At 65.2% G+C, this 13,281-nt stretch carries 17 protein-coding genes; 11 read left to right on the top strand and 6 right to left on the bottom strand.

All coding sequences use genetic code 11. The features are described from left to right. Positions 1 to 32 precede the first annotated feature (32 nt). The 6 genes from U1769_RS09675 to U1769_RS09650 all read left to right on the top strand — a co-directional run bounded on the left by U1769_RS09675 (position 33) and on the right by U1769_RS09650 (position 5,443). Complete coding sequence (locus U1769_RS09675; protein ID WP_332715122.1) at positions 33 to 1,361, top strand: glycoside hydrolase 5 family protein; 1,329 nt, start codon at positions 33 to 35, stop codon at positions 1,359 to 1,361. A gap of 66 nt (positions 1,362 to 1,427) precedes the next feature. Next, complete coding sequence (gene cobA, locus U1769_RS09670) at positions 1,428 to 2,231, top strand: uroporphyrinogen-III C-methyltransferase (protein WP_332715120.1); 804 nt, start codon at positions 1,428 to 1,430, stop codon at positions 2,229 to 2,231. Next, positions 2,228 to 2,524 carry a DUF2849 domain-containing protein gene (locus U1769_RS09665; protein WP_332715118.1) on the top strand — a complete coding sequence of 99 codons (297 nt, stop codon included), beginning with the start codon at positions 2,228 to 2,230 and terminating at the stop codon, positions 2,522 to 2,524. The genes cobA and U1769_RS09665 overlap by 4 nt, the downstream gene beginning before the upstream one ends. 118 nt (positions 2,525 to 2,642) lie before the next feature. Then, the gene (locus U1769_RS09660) at positions 2,643 to 4,274 is read left to right on the top strand and encodes a nitrite/sulfite reductase (RefSeq protein WP_332715115.1); all 1,632 of its coding nucleotides are present in this window, start codon (positions 2,643 to 2,645) and stop codon (positions 4,272 to 4,274) included. Beyond that, the gene (locus tag U1769_RS09655) at positions 4,267 to 4,692 is read left to right on the top strand and encodes a DUF934 domain-containing protein (protein WP_332715113.1); all 426 of its coding nucleotides are present in this window, start codon (positions 4,267 to 4,269) and stop codon (positions 4,690 to 4,692) included. Before U1769_RS09660 ends, U1769_RS09655 begins: the two co-directional genes overlap by 8 nt. Beyond that, positions 4,685 to 5,443, top strand: coding sequence for a phosphoadenylyl-sulfate reductase (locus U1769_RS09650; RefSeq protein WP_332715111.1), 759 nt, complete (start codon positions 4,685 to 4,687; stop codon positions 5,441 to 5,443). Before U1769_RS09655 ends, U1769_RS09650 begins: the two co-directional genes overlap by 8 nt. A 33-nt stretch (positions 5,444 to 5,476) precedes the next feature. Here the strand turns inward: U1769_RS09650 and U1769_RS09645 are convergent, their stop codons facing one another. After that, entirely contained in the window at positions 5,477 to 6,964 is a 1,488-nt protein-coding gene (locus tag U1769_RS09645; protein WP_332715109.1) for a replicative DNA helicase, read from the bottom strand. Between the two features lie 127 nt (positions 6,965 to 7,091). Here U1769_RS09645 and U1769_RS09640 point away from each other — a divergent pair, with 127 nt between their 5' ends. From U1769_RS09640 to dcd, 5 genes are all read left to right on the top strand, one after another. Continuing rightward, positions 7,092 to 7,574 carry a UPF0262 family protein gene (locus tag U1769_RS09640; protein ID WP_332715108.1) on the top strand — a complete coding sequence of 161 codons (483 nt, stop codon included), beginning with the start codon at positions 7,092 to 7,094 and terminating at the stop codon, positions 7,572 to 7,574. 38 nt (positions 7,575 to 7,612) lie between these two features. Next, positions 7,613 to 8,269: a glycoside hydrolase family 25 protein gene (locus tag U1769_RS09635; protein ID WP_332715107.1), complete on the top strand. Its 657-nt coding sequence runs from the start codon at positions 7,613 to 7,615 to the stop codon at positions 8,267 to 8,269. Further along, a complete protein-coding gene (locus U1769_RS09630; protein WP_332715106.1) occupies positions 8,266 to 8,736 on the top strand; it encodes a cytidine deaminase in 471 nt (156 codons plus the stop codon). Before U1769_RS09635 ends, U1769_RS09630 begins: the two co-directional genes overlap by 4 nt. Positions 8,737 to 8,825: 89 nt before the next feature. Then, positions 8,826 to 9,167: an RcnB family protein gene (locus U1769_RS09625; RefSeq protein ID WP_332715105.1), complete on the top strand. Its 342-nt coding sequence runs from the start codon at positions 8,826 to 8,828 to the stop codon at positions 9,165 to 9,167. 125 nt (positions 9,168 to 9,292) lie between these two features. After that, the gene (dcd, locus tag U1769_RS09620) at positions 9,293 to 9,847 is read left to right on the top strand and encodes a dCTP deaminase (RefSeq protein ID WP_332715104.1); all 555 of its coding nucleotides are present in this window, start codon (positions 9,293 to 9,295) and stop codon (positions 9,845 to 9,847) included. Between the two features lie 157 nt (positions 9,848 to 10,004). Here the strand turns inward: dcd and U1769_RS09615 are convergent, their stop codons facing one another. The 5 genes from U1769_RS09615 to U1769_RS09595 all read right to left on the bottom strand — a co-directional run bounded on the left by U1769_RS09615 (position 10,005) and on the right by U1769_RS09595 (position 13,109). Beyond that, positions 10,005 to 10,361 carry a tetratricopeptide repeat protein gene (locus U1769_RS09615; protein WP_332715103.1) on the bottom strand — a complete coding sequence of 119 codons (357 nt, stop codon included), beginning with the start codon at positions 10,359 to 10,361 and terminating at the stop codon, positions 10,005 to 10,007. A gap of 184 nt (positions 10,362 to 10,545) precedes the next feature. Beyond that, on the bottom strand, positions 10,546 to 10,974 hold the full coding sequence (locus tag U1769_RS09610; RefSeq protein WP_332715102.1) for an ExbD/TolR family protein: 429 nt from the start codon (positions 10,972 to 10,974) through the stop codon (positions 10,546 to 10,548). Positions 10,975 to 11,001: 27 nt separating this feature from the next. After that, complete coding sequence (locus U1769_RS09605; RefSeq protein ID WP_332715100.1) at positions 11,002 to 11,487, bottom strand: ExbD/TolR family protein; 486 nt, start codon at positions 11,485 to 11,487, stop codon at positions 11,002 to 11,004. 91 nt (positions 11,488 to 11,578) lie between these two features. After that, positions 11,579 to 12,361, bottom strand: coding sequence for a MotA/TolQ/ExbB proton channel family protein (locus U1769_RS09600; RefSeq protein WP_332715098.1), 783 nt, complete (start codon positions 12,359 to 12,361; stop codon positions 11,579 to 11,581). Positions 12,362 to 12,452: 91 nt separating this feature from the next. Then, positions 12,453 to 13,109: an energy transducer TonB gene (locus tag U1769_RS09595; protein WP_332715096.1), complete on the bottom strand. Its 657-nt coding sequence runs from the start codon at positions 13,107 to 13,109 to the stop codon at positions 12,453 to 12,455. Between the last annotated feature and the right edge of the window lie 172 nt (positions 13,110 to 13,281).

The raw sequence follows: 13,281 nt of genomic DNA, 5'->3' as shown, positions 1-13,281 counted from the left end.
TCCTCTTGTCCAACGATAGACAGGAGCGGTCATTGTTCACGCGCAGGGAAGTGGTCGGCGGCGGTGTCGCGATGGCGCTCGCCGGGCCGGCAATGGGGGCAATATCCCCTGCCCCCTTCGTCCGCCGCGAGGGCATTCGTTTCACCATCGATGGCAAGCCCTATCGCTATGCCGGCGCGAACCTGTGGTACGGCGCGTGGCTCGGGGCCGATGCGCCGTTCGGCGACCGGGACCGGCTGCGGCGCGAACTCGACGCACTGGCAGCGATGGGCGTTACCAATCTGCGCGTGCTTGCCTCGTCCGAGAAGTCGCCTTTGCTCAACGCAGTCGAGCCGGCGATGCATGACGGGCGCGGGCATTATGACGCGGCGCTGCTCGGCGGGCTCGATTTCCTGCTGGTCGAGATGGCGAAGCGGCGGATGCGCGCGGTGCTGTACCTGACCAATTTCTGGGAATGGTCGGGCGGGATGATGACGTATCTCAGCTATGTCGATCAGGGCCGCTTCATCAACATGAACGATCCGGCGCATCCCTGGCCGGAATTTCCGGATCATGTCGCGCGTTTCTACGGCCGCGCCGACGCGGTCGCGCTGTATCACCGCCATGTGCGGACGATCGTCGGGCGCACCAACGGGATCAGCGGGACGGCCTATGCCGGGGACCCGACGATCATGGCGTGGCAGCTCGCCAATGAGCCGCGGCCGGGCGGGAGCGCCGCGGTCGGGCTGGCCGCCCTGCCCGCTTTCCAGGCCTGGGTGCAGGGCACGGCGCGGCTGATCCGCAGCCTTGCGCCGCGCCAGCTCGTCTCGACCGGGAGCGAGGGGCTGAAGGGTGCGCTGGAGCGCGAGACGATCGTGAAGGCGGAGCACGCCATCCCGGAGATCGATTACCTGACCTGCCATATCTGGCCGCTTAACTGGGGCTGGATCGATTCGGCGAACCTCTCGGGCACCGAGGCGGCGGGCGCGGCGAAGGTCGCCGACTATCTCGCCCAGCATATCCGGATCGCGACCGAGTTGGGCAAGCCGCTGGTGATCGAGGAATTCGGCTATCCGCGCGATGGCGGCAGCTACGATCCGGCGGCGACGACGGCGTTCAAGGACCGTTATTACCGGCAGATCTACGCCGCGGTGGAGGCGGACGCGACGCGCGGCGGGCCGATCGCCGGCAGCAATTTCTGGGCCTGGTCGGGCGAGGGCCGCGCGGCCCATGCCGATCATCGCTTCGTGGCGGGCGATACCGCCTGGCTCGGCGATCCGCCGCATGAGCCGCAGGGCTGGTACGGCGTATTCGGCTCCGACGACTCGACCCGGGCGATCATCCGCGATCACGCCGCCGCCTTCGCCACTGCAGCGGCATAGATTCGCTAACGGCGCCCCAAGCAAGCATCCGTTGCGGCTGGCGCCGGTGCGGACCATCTGCACCGCATGGCCAGCCTCCTAGATCCTTCCGCGCGTGGGCGCGTGATTCTCGTCGGCGCCGGCCCGGGCGATCCCGGGCTGCTGACCGTCCGTGCGGTCGAAGCGCTGAAGACCGCCGACATCGTCGTCCATGACGGGCTGATCGATCGCCGTGTGCTCGATATCGCGCCGGCCGCGGCACAGCGCATTTCGGTCGCCAAGCAGCGCGCGCGGCATACCCTGCCGCAGGAAGCCATCAACGCGCTGATTGTCGCGCATGTGAAGACCGGCGCGATCGTCGTGCGGCTGAAGGGCGGCGATCCGTTCATCTTCGGCCGCGGCGGCGAAGAGGTCGAGGCCGTACGCGCCGCCGGATTGCCGGTGGAAGTGATCCCGGGCGTGTCGGCGGCGTTGGGCTGCGCGGCCGAGGCGATGCTCCCCCTCACCCACCGCGACCATAGCAGCGCGGTCAGCTTCGTCGCGGGCCAGTGCAAGGGCCTGACCGAGCAGGACTGGTCCGGCCTTGCCGGCAAGGGCCGCACGCTCGTCATCTATATGGGCGTCGCCACCGCCAACGACATCGCCGACAAGCTGATGCGCGATGGCGTCGCGCCCGACATGCCGGTCGCGGTGCTCGAGCGCGGCACGCTGGCCGGCGCCCGCGCGATCAAGACGCTGCTTGCCGATCTCGGCTCAATGGTCGATCGCGAGAAAGTGGGCAGCCCGGCGATCATCGTCGTGGGCGAAGTCGTCGAATTGTCCGACGCCGAAGACAAGCTCGGCCGCTGGGCACGAATTGCGGAAATCCACAATGTGGAGGGGGTTGCGTGAAATTACTGACGGGAAATGATCTGCCGACCGGCGACGTGATCTGGTGGACCGGCGAAGGCTGGTCGCGCCATGTCGAGGATGCGGTCGATGTCGGCGATCAGGGCGAAGCGATCGCCCGCGCCGAGGAAGGCGCCCGTCGCACCAACGCCGCCTATGTGATCGATGCGACCGCAACGCCCGAGGGCCCGCGCCCCGCCCATATCAAGGACCGCGTTCGCGCGCTCGGCCCGACGGTGCGGCTCGATCTGACATTGAAGCCTGCCGATCCGGCGGCGGGAAGCTGGGTGATATGAGAGCTTCTCTCTTCCCGTTCGGGCTGAGCTTGTCGAAGCCCTGCTCTTTTCTTTCTGTCCGAGCAAAGAAGGACGGCCCTTCGACAAGCTCAGGGCGAACGGTTGTGGATATTCGCTGATGTACAAATACGACCAGTATGACCAGGCGATCGTCGACGCGCGCGTCGAGGAATTCCGCGACCAGGTGAAGCGCCGCCTTGCCGGCCAGATCACCGAGGACCAGTTCAAGCCGCTGCGGCTGATGAACGGGCTCTATCTGCAGCTGCACGCCTATATGCTGCGCGTCGCCGTGCCCTATGGCACGCTCGACGGGCGGCAGATGCGCATGCTCGGGCACATCGCGCGCAAGTACGATCGCGGCTACGGGCATTTCACCACGCGCCAGAACATCCAGTATAACTGGATCAAGCTGGCCGATGCGGCCGACATCCTCGCCGATCTCGCCACGGTCGAGATGCATGCGATCCAGACCAGCGGCAATTGCATCCGCAACATCAGCTCCGATCAATATGCCGGCGCCGCAGCCGACGAAGTCGCCGATCCGCGCCCCTGGGCCGAGCTGCTGCGCCAGTGGAGCACGTTCCACCCGGAATTCAGCTACCTCCCGCGCAAGTTCAAGATCGCGGTGATCGCCGCCGACGAGGACCGCGCGGCGATGCGGCTGCACGATATCGGCATCCAGCTGCTCGAGCGCGACGGGCAGCTCGGCGGCAAGATCTTCGTCGGCGGCGGCATGGGGCGCACCCCGATGGTCGCGCCGGAGATCAAGGATTTCGTCGGCGCCGACGACCTGCTCAGCTATGTCGAGGCGTGCCTGCGCGTCTACAATCGCTATGGCCGGCGCGACAATATCTACAAGGCGCGCATCAAGATCCTGATCCACGAGCTGGGCGCCGACGAATATCGCCGCCAGGTGGAGGAGGAGTTCATTGCGGTGAAGGCACTGGGCATCGATCCGCCCCAGGCCGAGTTCGATCGCATCACTGCCTTCTTTGCGCCGCCGGCGTTCGAGCAGGGCGCGAGCGAGCTGGTGAGCCGCAGCGATCCCGATTTCGCGGTGTGGCTCGATCAGAACGTCAAGCCGCACAAGCAGCCGGGCTATGCCATCGTCAATATCAGCCTGAAGCCGGCCGGCGGCATCCCCGGCGACGCCACCGCCGCGCAGATCGACCTGATGGCGGCGCTGGCCGAGCGTTATTCGTTCGACGAGCTGCGCGTCACCCATGCCCAGAACATCGTCCTGCCGCATGTGCGCAAGGCCGATCTCTACGCTGTGTGGCAGGCGCTGAACGAAGGCGGGCTGGCCGAGGCCAATCTCGACCTGATCAGCGACATCATCGCCTGCCCAGGCCTGGATTATTGCAGCCTGGCCAATGCCCGGTCGATCCCGGTCGCGCAGAAGATCGCGGCGCGCTTCGCCGATCCGGTGCGGCAACGCGATCTCGGCGAGCTCAAGCTCAAGATCAGCGGCTGCATCAATGCCTGCGGCCATCACCATGCCGGGCATATCGGCATCCTCGGCGTCGACAAGAAAGGCACCGAGAATTACCAGCTGCTGCTCGGCGGATCGGGGGCCGAGGATGCGAGCCTCGGCAAGATCACCGGCCCCGGTTTCGACGAGGACGGCATCGTCGATGCGGTCGAGCGCGTGACCGACCGCTACGTTTCCCTGCGCGAGGATGGCGAACGCTTCCTCGATACCTATCGCCGCGTCGGCATCGACCCCTTCAAGGAGGCGATCTATGGGTGATCTACTTCGTTTCCGCGACGACGCGGCGCATGACGAGCCAGCGGTGACGCTCGATTCCTTCCTCGGCCAGACCAACGCCACCGCCGTGCGGATCGAATCCGGCGACGATGCGCGCACGCTGATCCCGCATCTCGGCCAGATCGCGCTGATCGAGGTGAGCTTCCCCGCCTTTCGCGACGGGCGCGGCTATTCTACCGGCCGAATCCTGCGCGAGGCCGGCTATGAGGGCGAGCTGCGCGCGGCCGGCGACGTGCTGGTGGATCAGATTCCGCTGATGCGCCGCTGCGGCTTCGACAGCTTCGCGCCCGAGGCGGAGATCGACGAGGCCACGCTGACCGCCTCGCTGGCCCGTTACGACCATGTCTATCAGGCGGCCGCCGACGGCAAGGTGCCGGTATGGAAGCTGCGGCATGGCTGAGGCAGCGCGCAAGCTCGACATCATCGATGCACGGCCGGCCTTTACCCAGGCCGATGCCGACGCGCTCAACGCGCGCTTCGTTGGTGTCGACACGCTTGCGATGCTGAAGACGCTGTTCGCCGAAGGCACGCTAGGCGCGACCGCGGTCGTGTCGTCGTTCGGCACGGAAAGCGCGGTGCTGCTCCACCTCGTCGCGCAGGCCGATCCGGGCGTGCCGACGATCTTTGTCGATACGCTGAAGATGTTCCCGGAAACGGTCGCCTATCGCGCGCGGCTGGTGGAGGCATTCGGCCTGCGCAACAGCTGGGTGGTGGAGCCCGACGCGGCCGTGCTGACCGCCCGCGACGAGAAGGGCCTGCGCTGGTCCTACGATCCCGATGGCTGCTGCGACATCCGCAAGGTCGAGCCGCTGAAGCGCGCCAAGGCCGGGCTCGACAGCTGGATCTCGGGGCGCAAGGCGTTCCAGTCCGTCACGCGCCAGAACATCCCGCGCTTCGAGGTCGAGGACGGCCGGCTCAAGGTCAATCCGCTCGGCGATTGGGTGAAGGCCGATCTCGATGCCTATTTCCAGGAGCATGACCTGCCCCGCCACCCGCTCGAGGCGGAAGGCTATCTGTCGATCGGCTGCCAGCCCTGCACCAGCAAGGTGCAACCGGGCGAAGACCCCCGCGCCGGCCGCTGGCGCGGCTGGGACAAGGTCGAGTGCGGGATCCATGTCGCTGAAAAGCCGGGCGAAGAACCGGTTTTTTGATCTCAAGCCCCTCCCCTGAAGGGGAGGGGCTTTTTAGTACCCCACGAAATCCGAGAAGCGCGTCACGCTCGGCTCGAACTTCAGGATCACCTTGCCGGTCGCGCCGTGGCGCTGCTTGGCGATGATCAGCTCGGCCAGGCCGAACACCCGTTCCATGTCGGTCGCCCATTGCGCGTGATCCTCGAAGATCTTGGCGCTGTCGCCCTCGACCGGGCGCTTCGGCTCTTTCGCCGCGACGTAATAATCCTCGCGGTACACGAACATCACGATATCGGCGTCCTGCTCGATCGATCCCGATTCGCGCAGATCCGACAGCTGCGGGCGCTTGTCCTCGCGCTGCTCGACCGCTCGGCTCAGCTGGGAAAGCGCCATCACCGGCACGTTCATGTCCTTGGCCAATGTCTTCAGGCCGCGGCTGATCTCGGAGATTTCCTGCACGCGGCCGTCGCCCGAGGCCTTGGCCGAGCCGGTCAGCAGCTGGAGGTAATCGATCACAACCAGACCGATCTGGTTGTTGTGGCGCCGCTGCAGTCGGCGCATGCGGGTGTGCAGCGCGCCGATCGTCAGGCCGGCCGTGTCGTCGATATAGAGCGGCAGATTCTCCAGGTCGGCGGCGGCCGCGGCGAGTTGGTTGAACTCGGCGCGGCTGATCTTGCCCATGCGCAAAGCCTCGGAGCTGATCCGCGCCTGCTCCGACAGGATACGCGTGGCCAGCTGGTCGGCGGACATTTCCAGGCTGAAGAACGCGACCTTCGCGCCGACCGACTCGGCCGGATCGATGCCGTCGGCCATGTCGCGCATCCAGCGCTGTGCCGCGTTGAAAGCGATGTTGGTGGCCAGCGACGTCTTGCCCATGCCGGGGCGACCGGCGAGGATCATCAAATCCGAATGGTGCATGCCGCCCATCTTGGCGTTGACCGAGTCGAGCCCGGTGGTGACGCCCGACAGGTTGCCGCCCGAATTGAGCGCGCGCTGCGCCATCTTCACCGCCATGGTGGTGGCCTGGGCGAAGGTCTTGATCTGGCTCTCGGTGGCGCCTTCGCCGGCGACCTTGAACAATTCCTCCTCGGCCAGTTCGATCTGGGCGCGCGGATTGACCTCCTCCGAGGTATCGAGCGCGCGATCGACCAGCCCGCGGCCTACCGTGACGAGCGTGCGCAGCATCGCCAGGTCGTAGATCTGCTGGGCGAACTGGCGCGCGCCGATCAGGCCGGCGCCGCTCCCGGTCAGCTGGGCGAGATAGCCGGGCCCGCCCAGCTCCTTCATCCCCTCGTCCGCCTCGAACATCGGGCGCAGCGTGACCGGGGTCGCCAGCATGTCGTTGCTGCGCGCCTGCTTGATCGCGGCGAAGATGCGCCCGTGCACCGGCTCGAAGAAATGATCCGGCTCGAGCCGGTCGACCAGATCGTCGGCCAGCCGGTTGTCGATCATCATCGCGCCCAGCATCGCCGCCTCGGCCTCCACATTCTGCGGCAACGTGACGGGGGGAGGGAGAATCGGATGAATGATCGCGGTGGCCATGGCGTTCCTTTCCCAGAGGTCGGGCGGCGGCTCAATAGACGCTCATGACAATAGCGGGGATAAGTTCGAAAGGCCCGACGAATGCGACGATGTTGTTCCGGGCCGCCATCCCCGATAGGGCCGGATCATGGCCGATCCGCGCATCATCGATGTGACCCTCGACGAGCGCACCATCCTGTGGCGTTCGGCCGATATCGAGCAGGAACGGCGGATCGCGATATTCGATCTGGTCGAGGGCAATTATTTCTGCCCGCAGCGCGTCTATCCCGACGGCTATGCCGGCCCGTTCAAGATCGCGCTGGCGGTAGAGGAGGGCCGGCTGGCGATCGCCATCCACCGCGCCGATGACACCCATCTCGAGACCTATGTGCTGGCGATGGGGCGCTTCCGCCGGCCGATCAAAGATTATTTCGCCATCTGCGACAGCTATTACGAAGCGATCCGCCACGCGACGCCGGCCCAGATCGAGACGGTCGACATGGCGCGGCGCGGCATCCACAACGAGGCGGCCGAGCTGCTGAAGGAACGTCTGGAGGGCAAGATCGACATCGATTTCGCCACAGCCCGCCGGCTCTTCACGCTGATCTGCGTGCTGCACATCAAGGGCTGACGCGGGTGGCATTGCACTGGTGGCGTGGTCGCACGAGCATGACCGCGGCGCTTGGCCTCATCCTGGCCGTTTCGGCCGGCGTCGCCTGGATCGTCGCGCTCGGCTGGCATCCGTCGAACAAGTACAGCCTGCAGGGCATCGACGTGTCCGAAGCGCAGGGCATAGTCCATTGGCCGACGGTGAACGCCGGGGGCGCTCAATTCGCCTATGTCCGCGCGACCTATGGCGCTGCTGGACGCGACACGCGCTTTGCGGCGAACTGGGCTGACGTGGATGCTGCCGGCATGCCGCGCGGCGCGCTGCACGTCTATTCGCTGTGCCGCCCCGGCGTGGACCAGGCGAACAACTTCATCACCACCGTGCCCCGCCCCGACGACGCGCTGCCGCCCGCAGTCGAACTCGATTTCCACGACGATTGCGTGGCTCGCCCGACCAGGGACGCGCTGCTCGCCGACCTCCGGCAGTTCCTGACCATGATCGAGGCGCATGGCGGCAAGCCCGCCCTGCTCAAGCTCACCCGGCGCTTCGAGCGCCATTATGAGGTCAGCGCGGCGATCCCGCGGACGATCTGGGCCGTGCAGGATTTCCTTCCGCCCGATTATGCGGCAAGGCCGTGGCGGATGTGGCAGGCGAGCGATATGCGGCGGATCGACGGAGTCGAAGGGCCGGTGCACTGGGACGTGGTCGCGCCATGAGCCCCGACACCGACACGGATACCGACATCCGAGATCGCCTGATTGCCGCGGCGCGGGCCGCAGCGCGTAACGCCCATGCCCCCTATTCGCGGTTCGGTGTAGGTGCAGCCGTGCTGCTGGACGACGGCAGCATCGTCACCGGCACCAATTTCGAGAATGCGAGCTACGGCCTCTCGCTCTGCGCCGAAACGGTGGCGCTCGCCACGGCCAACGCCCAGGGCCGGCTCCGCGACGTCGTCGCGATCGGCGTCATCGGCGGCGCGATGGACGCCGAAGGCACGCCCAGGGGGTTCAAGCCAGTCGGACCGTGCGGCCGCTGCCGCCAGGTGATCAACGAAGCCGCCCAGCTCGGCAAGCGCGACATCGTCCTTTGGTGCGCCGGCGCCGAGGGTGACGCCTATGAGCGCCACCTCCTGTCCGAACTGCTACCGCACGCCTTCGGTCCGGGCGATCTCGGCATCGACTGAGCCATCGGGGTTACGGCCTGATCGGCCCTGTTGGAACATCCTGCGCCAGGGGTCGTAGTGACCGTCTCATCCTCAGGAGACTTCCCTTCATGACCAAGACCGTTCGCGCCGGCGTCATCGCCGCGCTCCTCGCCACGTCCGTCAGCGTGCCCGCGGTCGCCCAGCAACATCGCCAGTCCGATCGTAACCAGGCCCATGGCCAGCAACACCGGCCGGCATGGCGCGAAGTGCAGAACTCGCGTGGCCATAAATGGCGCAAAGGGCAGAAGCTCAACCGCAACCAGCGCCGCTATGTCGTCAGCGACTGGAACCGCCGCGGCCTGCGTGCGCCCCCGCGCGGCTATCAGTGGGTGCGGGAGAACAACAACAGCGGCGATTACCTGCTCGTCGCCGCGGCCAGCGGCCTGATCGCCAGCATCCTCAGCCAGTAAGCTCTGCTACGACCCGCGACCCGTCTGCGCAGATGCGCAGGCGGGTCGCTTGGCTTTGACGACCATCCGGCCTTGCCTCCGGCCGCCAATCCCGCAAAAGCGGTTGGGTATCAGGGAGGCGCTTTATGTCGATCATGTCGGACCGCTGGATTCGCGAGCAGGCGCTTGCCACCGGCATGATCGAGCCGTTCGTCGATGGCCAGAAACGCGACGGCTGCATCTCCTACGGCCTGTCTTCCTATGGTTATGACGCGCGTGTCTCGGACGAGTTCAAGATCTTCACCAACATCGACAGCGTCATCGTCGATCCGAAGGATTTCGCGGCGAACAGCTTCGTCGATCGCAAGACCGATGTCTGCGTCATTCCCCCGAACAGCTTCGCGCTGGCGCGGACGGTCGAATATTTCCGCGTGCCGCGGGACGTGCTGGTCATCTGCCTCGGCAAATCGACCTATGCGCGTTGCGGCATCATCGTGAACGTCACGCCGCTCGAACCGGGATGGGAGGGGCATGTGACGCTCGAATTCTCGAACACGACGCCCTTGCCCGCTAAGATCTACGCCAATGAAGGCGCGTGCCAGTTCCTGTTCCTGGAAGGCAATGAGCCGTGCGAGACGAGCTATGCCGACCGTGCCGGCAAATATATGGGCCAGCGCGGCGTCACGCTGCCGCGGCTATAGGGACAGCGATTCCCGCGCCGCGATAGCAGCACATCTACCTGATCGACGTGCTGACGCGATCGATTCAATGCCTGCGCATATCATGCCAATAAGATCGGACGGGCGATCATGCCAATCCGATCTTTCTCAGGTTAAATGAATCGGACCCCTGGTCGGTTCAGCGGGACGACATCTGCCGTGCGTCGAGCCTCGCCAGACCAGCGTTCGCCAGCGTGTGCGACCAGGCGGTGCGCTCGGTGGTGACGTCCATCAGCATATTGGGCTGGGCCAGCACCGACTCGTACAGCGCCCGTGCCTCATCCCGACGACCGGTGTTGCGATAGACGGTGGCGAGATTGATCATCAGTTCAGGGCGCGACGGATAAATGCGGCGCTCAGCGACCAGCGCGCGTTCCGCCGTGTTGAAATCGCCCTGCTTGATCGCCGTGAAGCCCGTACGATCGCTGGCTGCTGCTGCGGTCCCGGCGCCCGCCAGGGCGATTCCAACGACCAGCATCTGAAAACCGAAGCGCATTGCTCTTCTCCTGCCGACCTTTCCTCGAAAGGTTTCATTTTTGTGACACTGTTGTGTCACTTCCATGACTCCACCGCAATAGGCATGCGACGGAGCGAGGGCGGGGTCGCCACCTGGCTGAGAAACAACAAAAAAGGGCGGCCCCGAAGGACCGCCCTGTCATGTACCGCGCTGATCGGATCGATCAGAAATCGTTGCGATATTGCTCGTTGCCGATGAAGCCGAGCTTGGTCACGCCGGAGCGCTTGATCACTGCCAGAACTTCGTCGACCCGGGCGTAGCGCGCCTGGGGATCCGGCTGGAAGTGAAGTTCCGGTTCCGGATTGATGCCCTTGGTCGCTTCCAGATATTGCTGGAGAGTGACCTTGTCGACCGGCGCACCGTTCCATGCGATCGTCCCGGCGGGATCGATCGTGACCTTGTTCTTCTGCGGATCGATCGGCGGCGGCTGGTTGCTGGGGTCGTTGATCGGAAGATCGACCTTCACCGCGTGCGTCTGGATCGGAATGGTGATGATGAACATGATGAGGAGCACGAGCATGACGTCGATAAGCGGCGTCGTGTTCAGATCCATCATCGGCTGGCCATCATCGGAGCCACCGCTCATTGACATATCAAATTACTCCTAAGCTCTGACCGGTCACATGCGCGCGGCGTTGCCGCCGGGCGGAGGCTCGGAAATGAAGCCGACCTTGGCAAAGCCTGCCATCTGCATCGTGTAGATCGCACCGCCAACGCAGCGATACGGCGTATTCACGTCACCCCGGATATGAGCCTCGGGAAGCTCTAGGTCGGGATTGTTCACGCCACCCTGCTTCTCGATTTCAAGCCGCAACTTTGCCACGGCCTTGTCGAGCAGTTCCTGGTGACCAACCGGCGTCGTGCCCCAGAAGATGCCGCAGCTGCCGTCGGGCTTCTGCAGGATCGAGAGCGACACATTCTCGGGCTTCGTGGTCGTGGGATCGTAACGGATGTCGGGAAGCTTGAGCTTCACCGATTGCAGCACGACCGGAACCGCGATCAAGAAGATGATCAGGAGCACCAGCATCACGTCCACCATGGGGGTCGTGTTGATGTCCGACATCGGCTTTTCTTCGGCGCCATCGCCGCCAACACTAATTGCCATTGAGGACTATCCTATCCTTCCAACTGCGCCATCGGAAACCTCCGGCGGCGAAGAGGCGGGGCGGCGCCGAGGCGCGCGCCCCGCCCCGTCATCAGCGTGCTGCCGTGGTGGTCGCAGCGGCCGGCTTGGCGGCCGGAGCTGCAGCACCCTTGCGAGCTGCAACCGTCGGGCGAACCGCGCCGTCCGATGCGAGGTAACCGAGCACGTCGTTCGAGAACGCGTTCAGGTCTTCGGCGATCGACTTGTTGCGACGCTGCAGCCAGTTGTAGGCGAGCACTGCCGGAACGGCGACGACGAGACCGAGGGCGGTCATGATCAGCGCCTCACCGACCGGGCCGGCAACGGCGTCGATCGAAGCCTGACCGGCCGCACCGATCTTGATGAGCGCGCGGTAGATGCCGATAACCGTACCGAACAGGCCGATGAACGGCGCGGTCGCGCCGACCGTGGCAAGGAAGGCCAGGCCCGAGTTCAGCTGCGAGTTGATCGTTGCTTCCGAACGAGCGAGCGAGCCGTGCAGCCAGTCATGCGCCTCGACCGGATCGGTCAGACGGGTGTGCTGCTCCTGAGCCGACAGGCCGTCGTCGACGATCTGCTTGTAGGCCGAGTTCTTCTCGAGCTTGGCCGACGCTTCGCGCAGGCTGTTGGAGCTCCAGAAACCGGCGCGGACGCGCTTGTGCTGGTTGATCACCTTCTGCTGTTCGAACAGCTTCGTGAACAGGATGTAGAGCGAGACGAAAAGCATCAGCACGAGAATGCCGAACACCGTCTGCGAGATCAGGCCGCCTTCGCGAAGCGCGGGGACCAGGCCGTAGGGATTCTCGCCCGCCGGGGCTGCTGCTGCGGCGCCGGCCGCAAGGAGGGTGGTGAACATCTGGTTGTTTCCTCTAGGCTATATGTAAAATAGTTTTGAACTGTACCGAGAAAACGGCCCGGGCTTGGCGCACCGGGCCGATTTCCTGTCATCAATCGGCAGGCAGGACCCACTTCACCGGCAAGGTTGCCGTCGAAACAGTCGCCTGGCCGTTCTCGTCCTTCGCAGGCGTGTACCGCACCCTGCTGCGCGCGATCCGGCAGGTCGTGTCGTCGAGCGCGCCGTTGCCGCTCGAAGTCGTGACCGTGCACGCGCTGACGCGGCCGTCCGTGCCAATGGTCAGCCTGGCGACCACGCGACCCTGGGCACCGGCGCGAATTGCCTCCGATGGGTACGCATCGTCACTGAAATACTGGCCCGGATTACCCTTGGGCGCAGCGGCCTGCGAAATGCGAGGCGGCGGCGGCGGTGGGGGAGGTGCAGCAACCGGCGTCGGCACGAATACCGGCGGCGGGGTCTGCACCGTCTGGATGACGACCTGAGGAGCGGTGTTCGTCGTCACGATCGGCGGCGGCGAGACGACCGGAGGCGGCTCGAGCGGCTGATCTGGCGGCGGGGGTGGCGGCTCGTCAGGCGGCGGGGGTGGCGGCTCCTCGACATCGAAGGTCTTGAGCTTCTCCGACATCGCTTTCACGTATTTATACGTGAGACCGGTGACGAAGGCGTAGCCCATGACGGCGACGATCACCGACACGATCACGATCGCCACCACGCGGTTGCCGCTTACATTACGGTCAGCATAAGCCATTCAGAAACGAAACTCCTATATCCGTACACGACGCGTATCGCCGATCCGTAACGTCCGTTCGTTCGATCCGCCTGTCATGGGCTGATGTATCCTTGGACAGGGGCGATCCTATATGAGCCCCAAAACCATGACGCAAACGCTTTGTCTCACGCAACAAACGTACAAACCGAAC

This window comes from Parasphingomonas zepuensis (assembly GCF_036663735.1).
Classification (GTDB): domain Bacteria; phylum Pseudomonadota; class Alphaproteobacteria; order Sphingomonadales; family Sphingomonadaceae; genus Sphingomonas.
The sequence above is the reverse complement of the archived record's forward strand: the minus strand, read 5'-3'. Positions and strand labels throughout refer to the sequence as shown.

Excerpts from the sequence above, each read along its gene's own strand:
- U1769_RS09650 (WP_332715111.1), top strand. The coding sequence starts at position 4,685 with ATGGCTGAGGCAGCGCGCAAGCTCGACATCATCGATGCACGGCCGGCC.
- U1769_RS09660 (WP_332715115.1), top strand. The coding sequence starts at position 2,643 with ATGTACAAATACGACCAGTATGACCAGGCGATCGTCGACGCGCGCGTC.
- U1769_RS09600 (WP_332715098.1), bottom strand. The coding sequence starts at position 12,361 with ATGTTCACCACCCTCCTTGCGGCCGGCGCCGCAGCAGCAGCCCCGGCG.
- U1769_RS09635 (WP_332715107.1), top strand. The coding sequence starts at position 7,613 with ATGACCGCGGCGCTTGGCCTCATCCTGGCCGTTTCGGCCGGCGTCGCC.
- dcd (WP_332715104.1), top strand. The coding sequence starts at position 9,293 with ATGTCGATCATGTCGGACCGCTGGATTCGCGAGCAGGCGCTTGCCACC.
- U1769_RS09640 (WP_332715108.1), top strand. The coding sequence starts at position 7,092 with ATGGCCGATCCGCGCATCATCGATGTGACCCTCGACGAGCGCACCATC.
- U1769_RS09655 (WP_332715113.1), top strand. The coding sequence starts at position 4,267 with ATGGGTGATCTACTTCGTTTCCGCGACGACGCGGCGCATGACGAGCCA.
- U1769_RS09625 (WP_332715105.1), top strand. The coding sequence starts at position 8,826 with ATGACCAAGACCGTTCGCGCCGGCGTCATCGCCGCGCTCCTCGCCACG.
- U1769_RS09630 (WP_332715106.1), top strand. The coding sequence starts at position 8,266 with ATGAGCCCCGACACCGACACGGATACCGACATCCGAGATCGCCTGATT.
- U1769_RS09605 (WP_332715100.1), bottom strand. The coding sequence starts at position 11,487 with ATGGCAATTAGTGTTGGCGGCGATGGCGCCGAAGAAAAGCCGATGTCG.
- U1769_RS09610 (WP_332715102.1), bottom strand. The coding sequence starts at position 10,974 with ATGTCAATGAGCGGTGGCTCCGATGATGGCCAGCCGATGATGGATCTG.
- U1769_RS09615 (WP_332715103.1), bottom strand. The coding sequence starts at position 10,361 with ATGCGCTTCGGTTTTCAGATGCTGGTCGTTGGAATCGCCCTGGCGGGC.
- cobA (WP_332715120.1), top strand. The coding sequence starts at position 1,428 with ATGGCCAGCCTCCTAGATCCTTCCGCGCGTGGGCGCGTGATTCTCGTC.
- U1769_RS09645 (WP_332715109.1), bottom strand. The coding sequence starts at position 6,964 with ATGGCCACCGCGATCATTCATCCGATTCTCCCTCCCCCCGTCACGTTG.
- U1769_RS09595 (WP_332715096.1), bottom strand. The coding sequence starts at position 13,109 with ATGGCTTATGCTGACCGTAATGTAAGCGGCAACCGCGTGGTGGCGATC.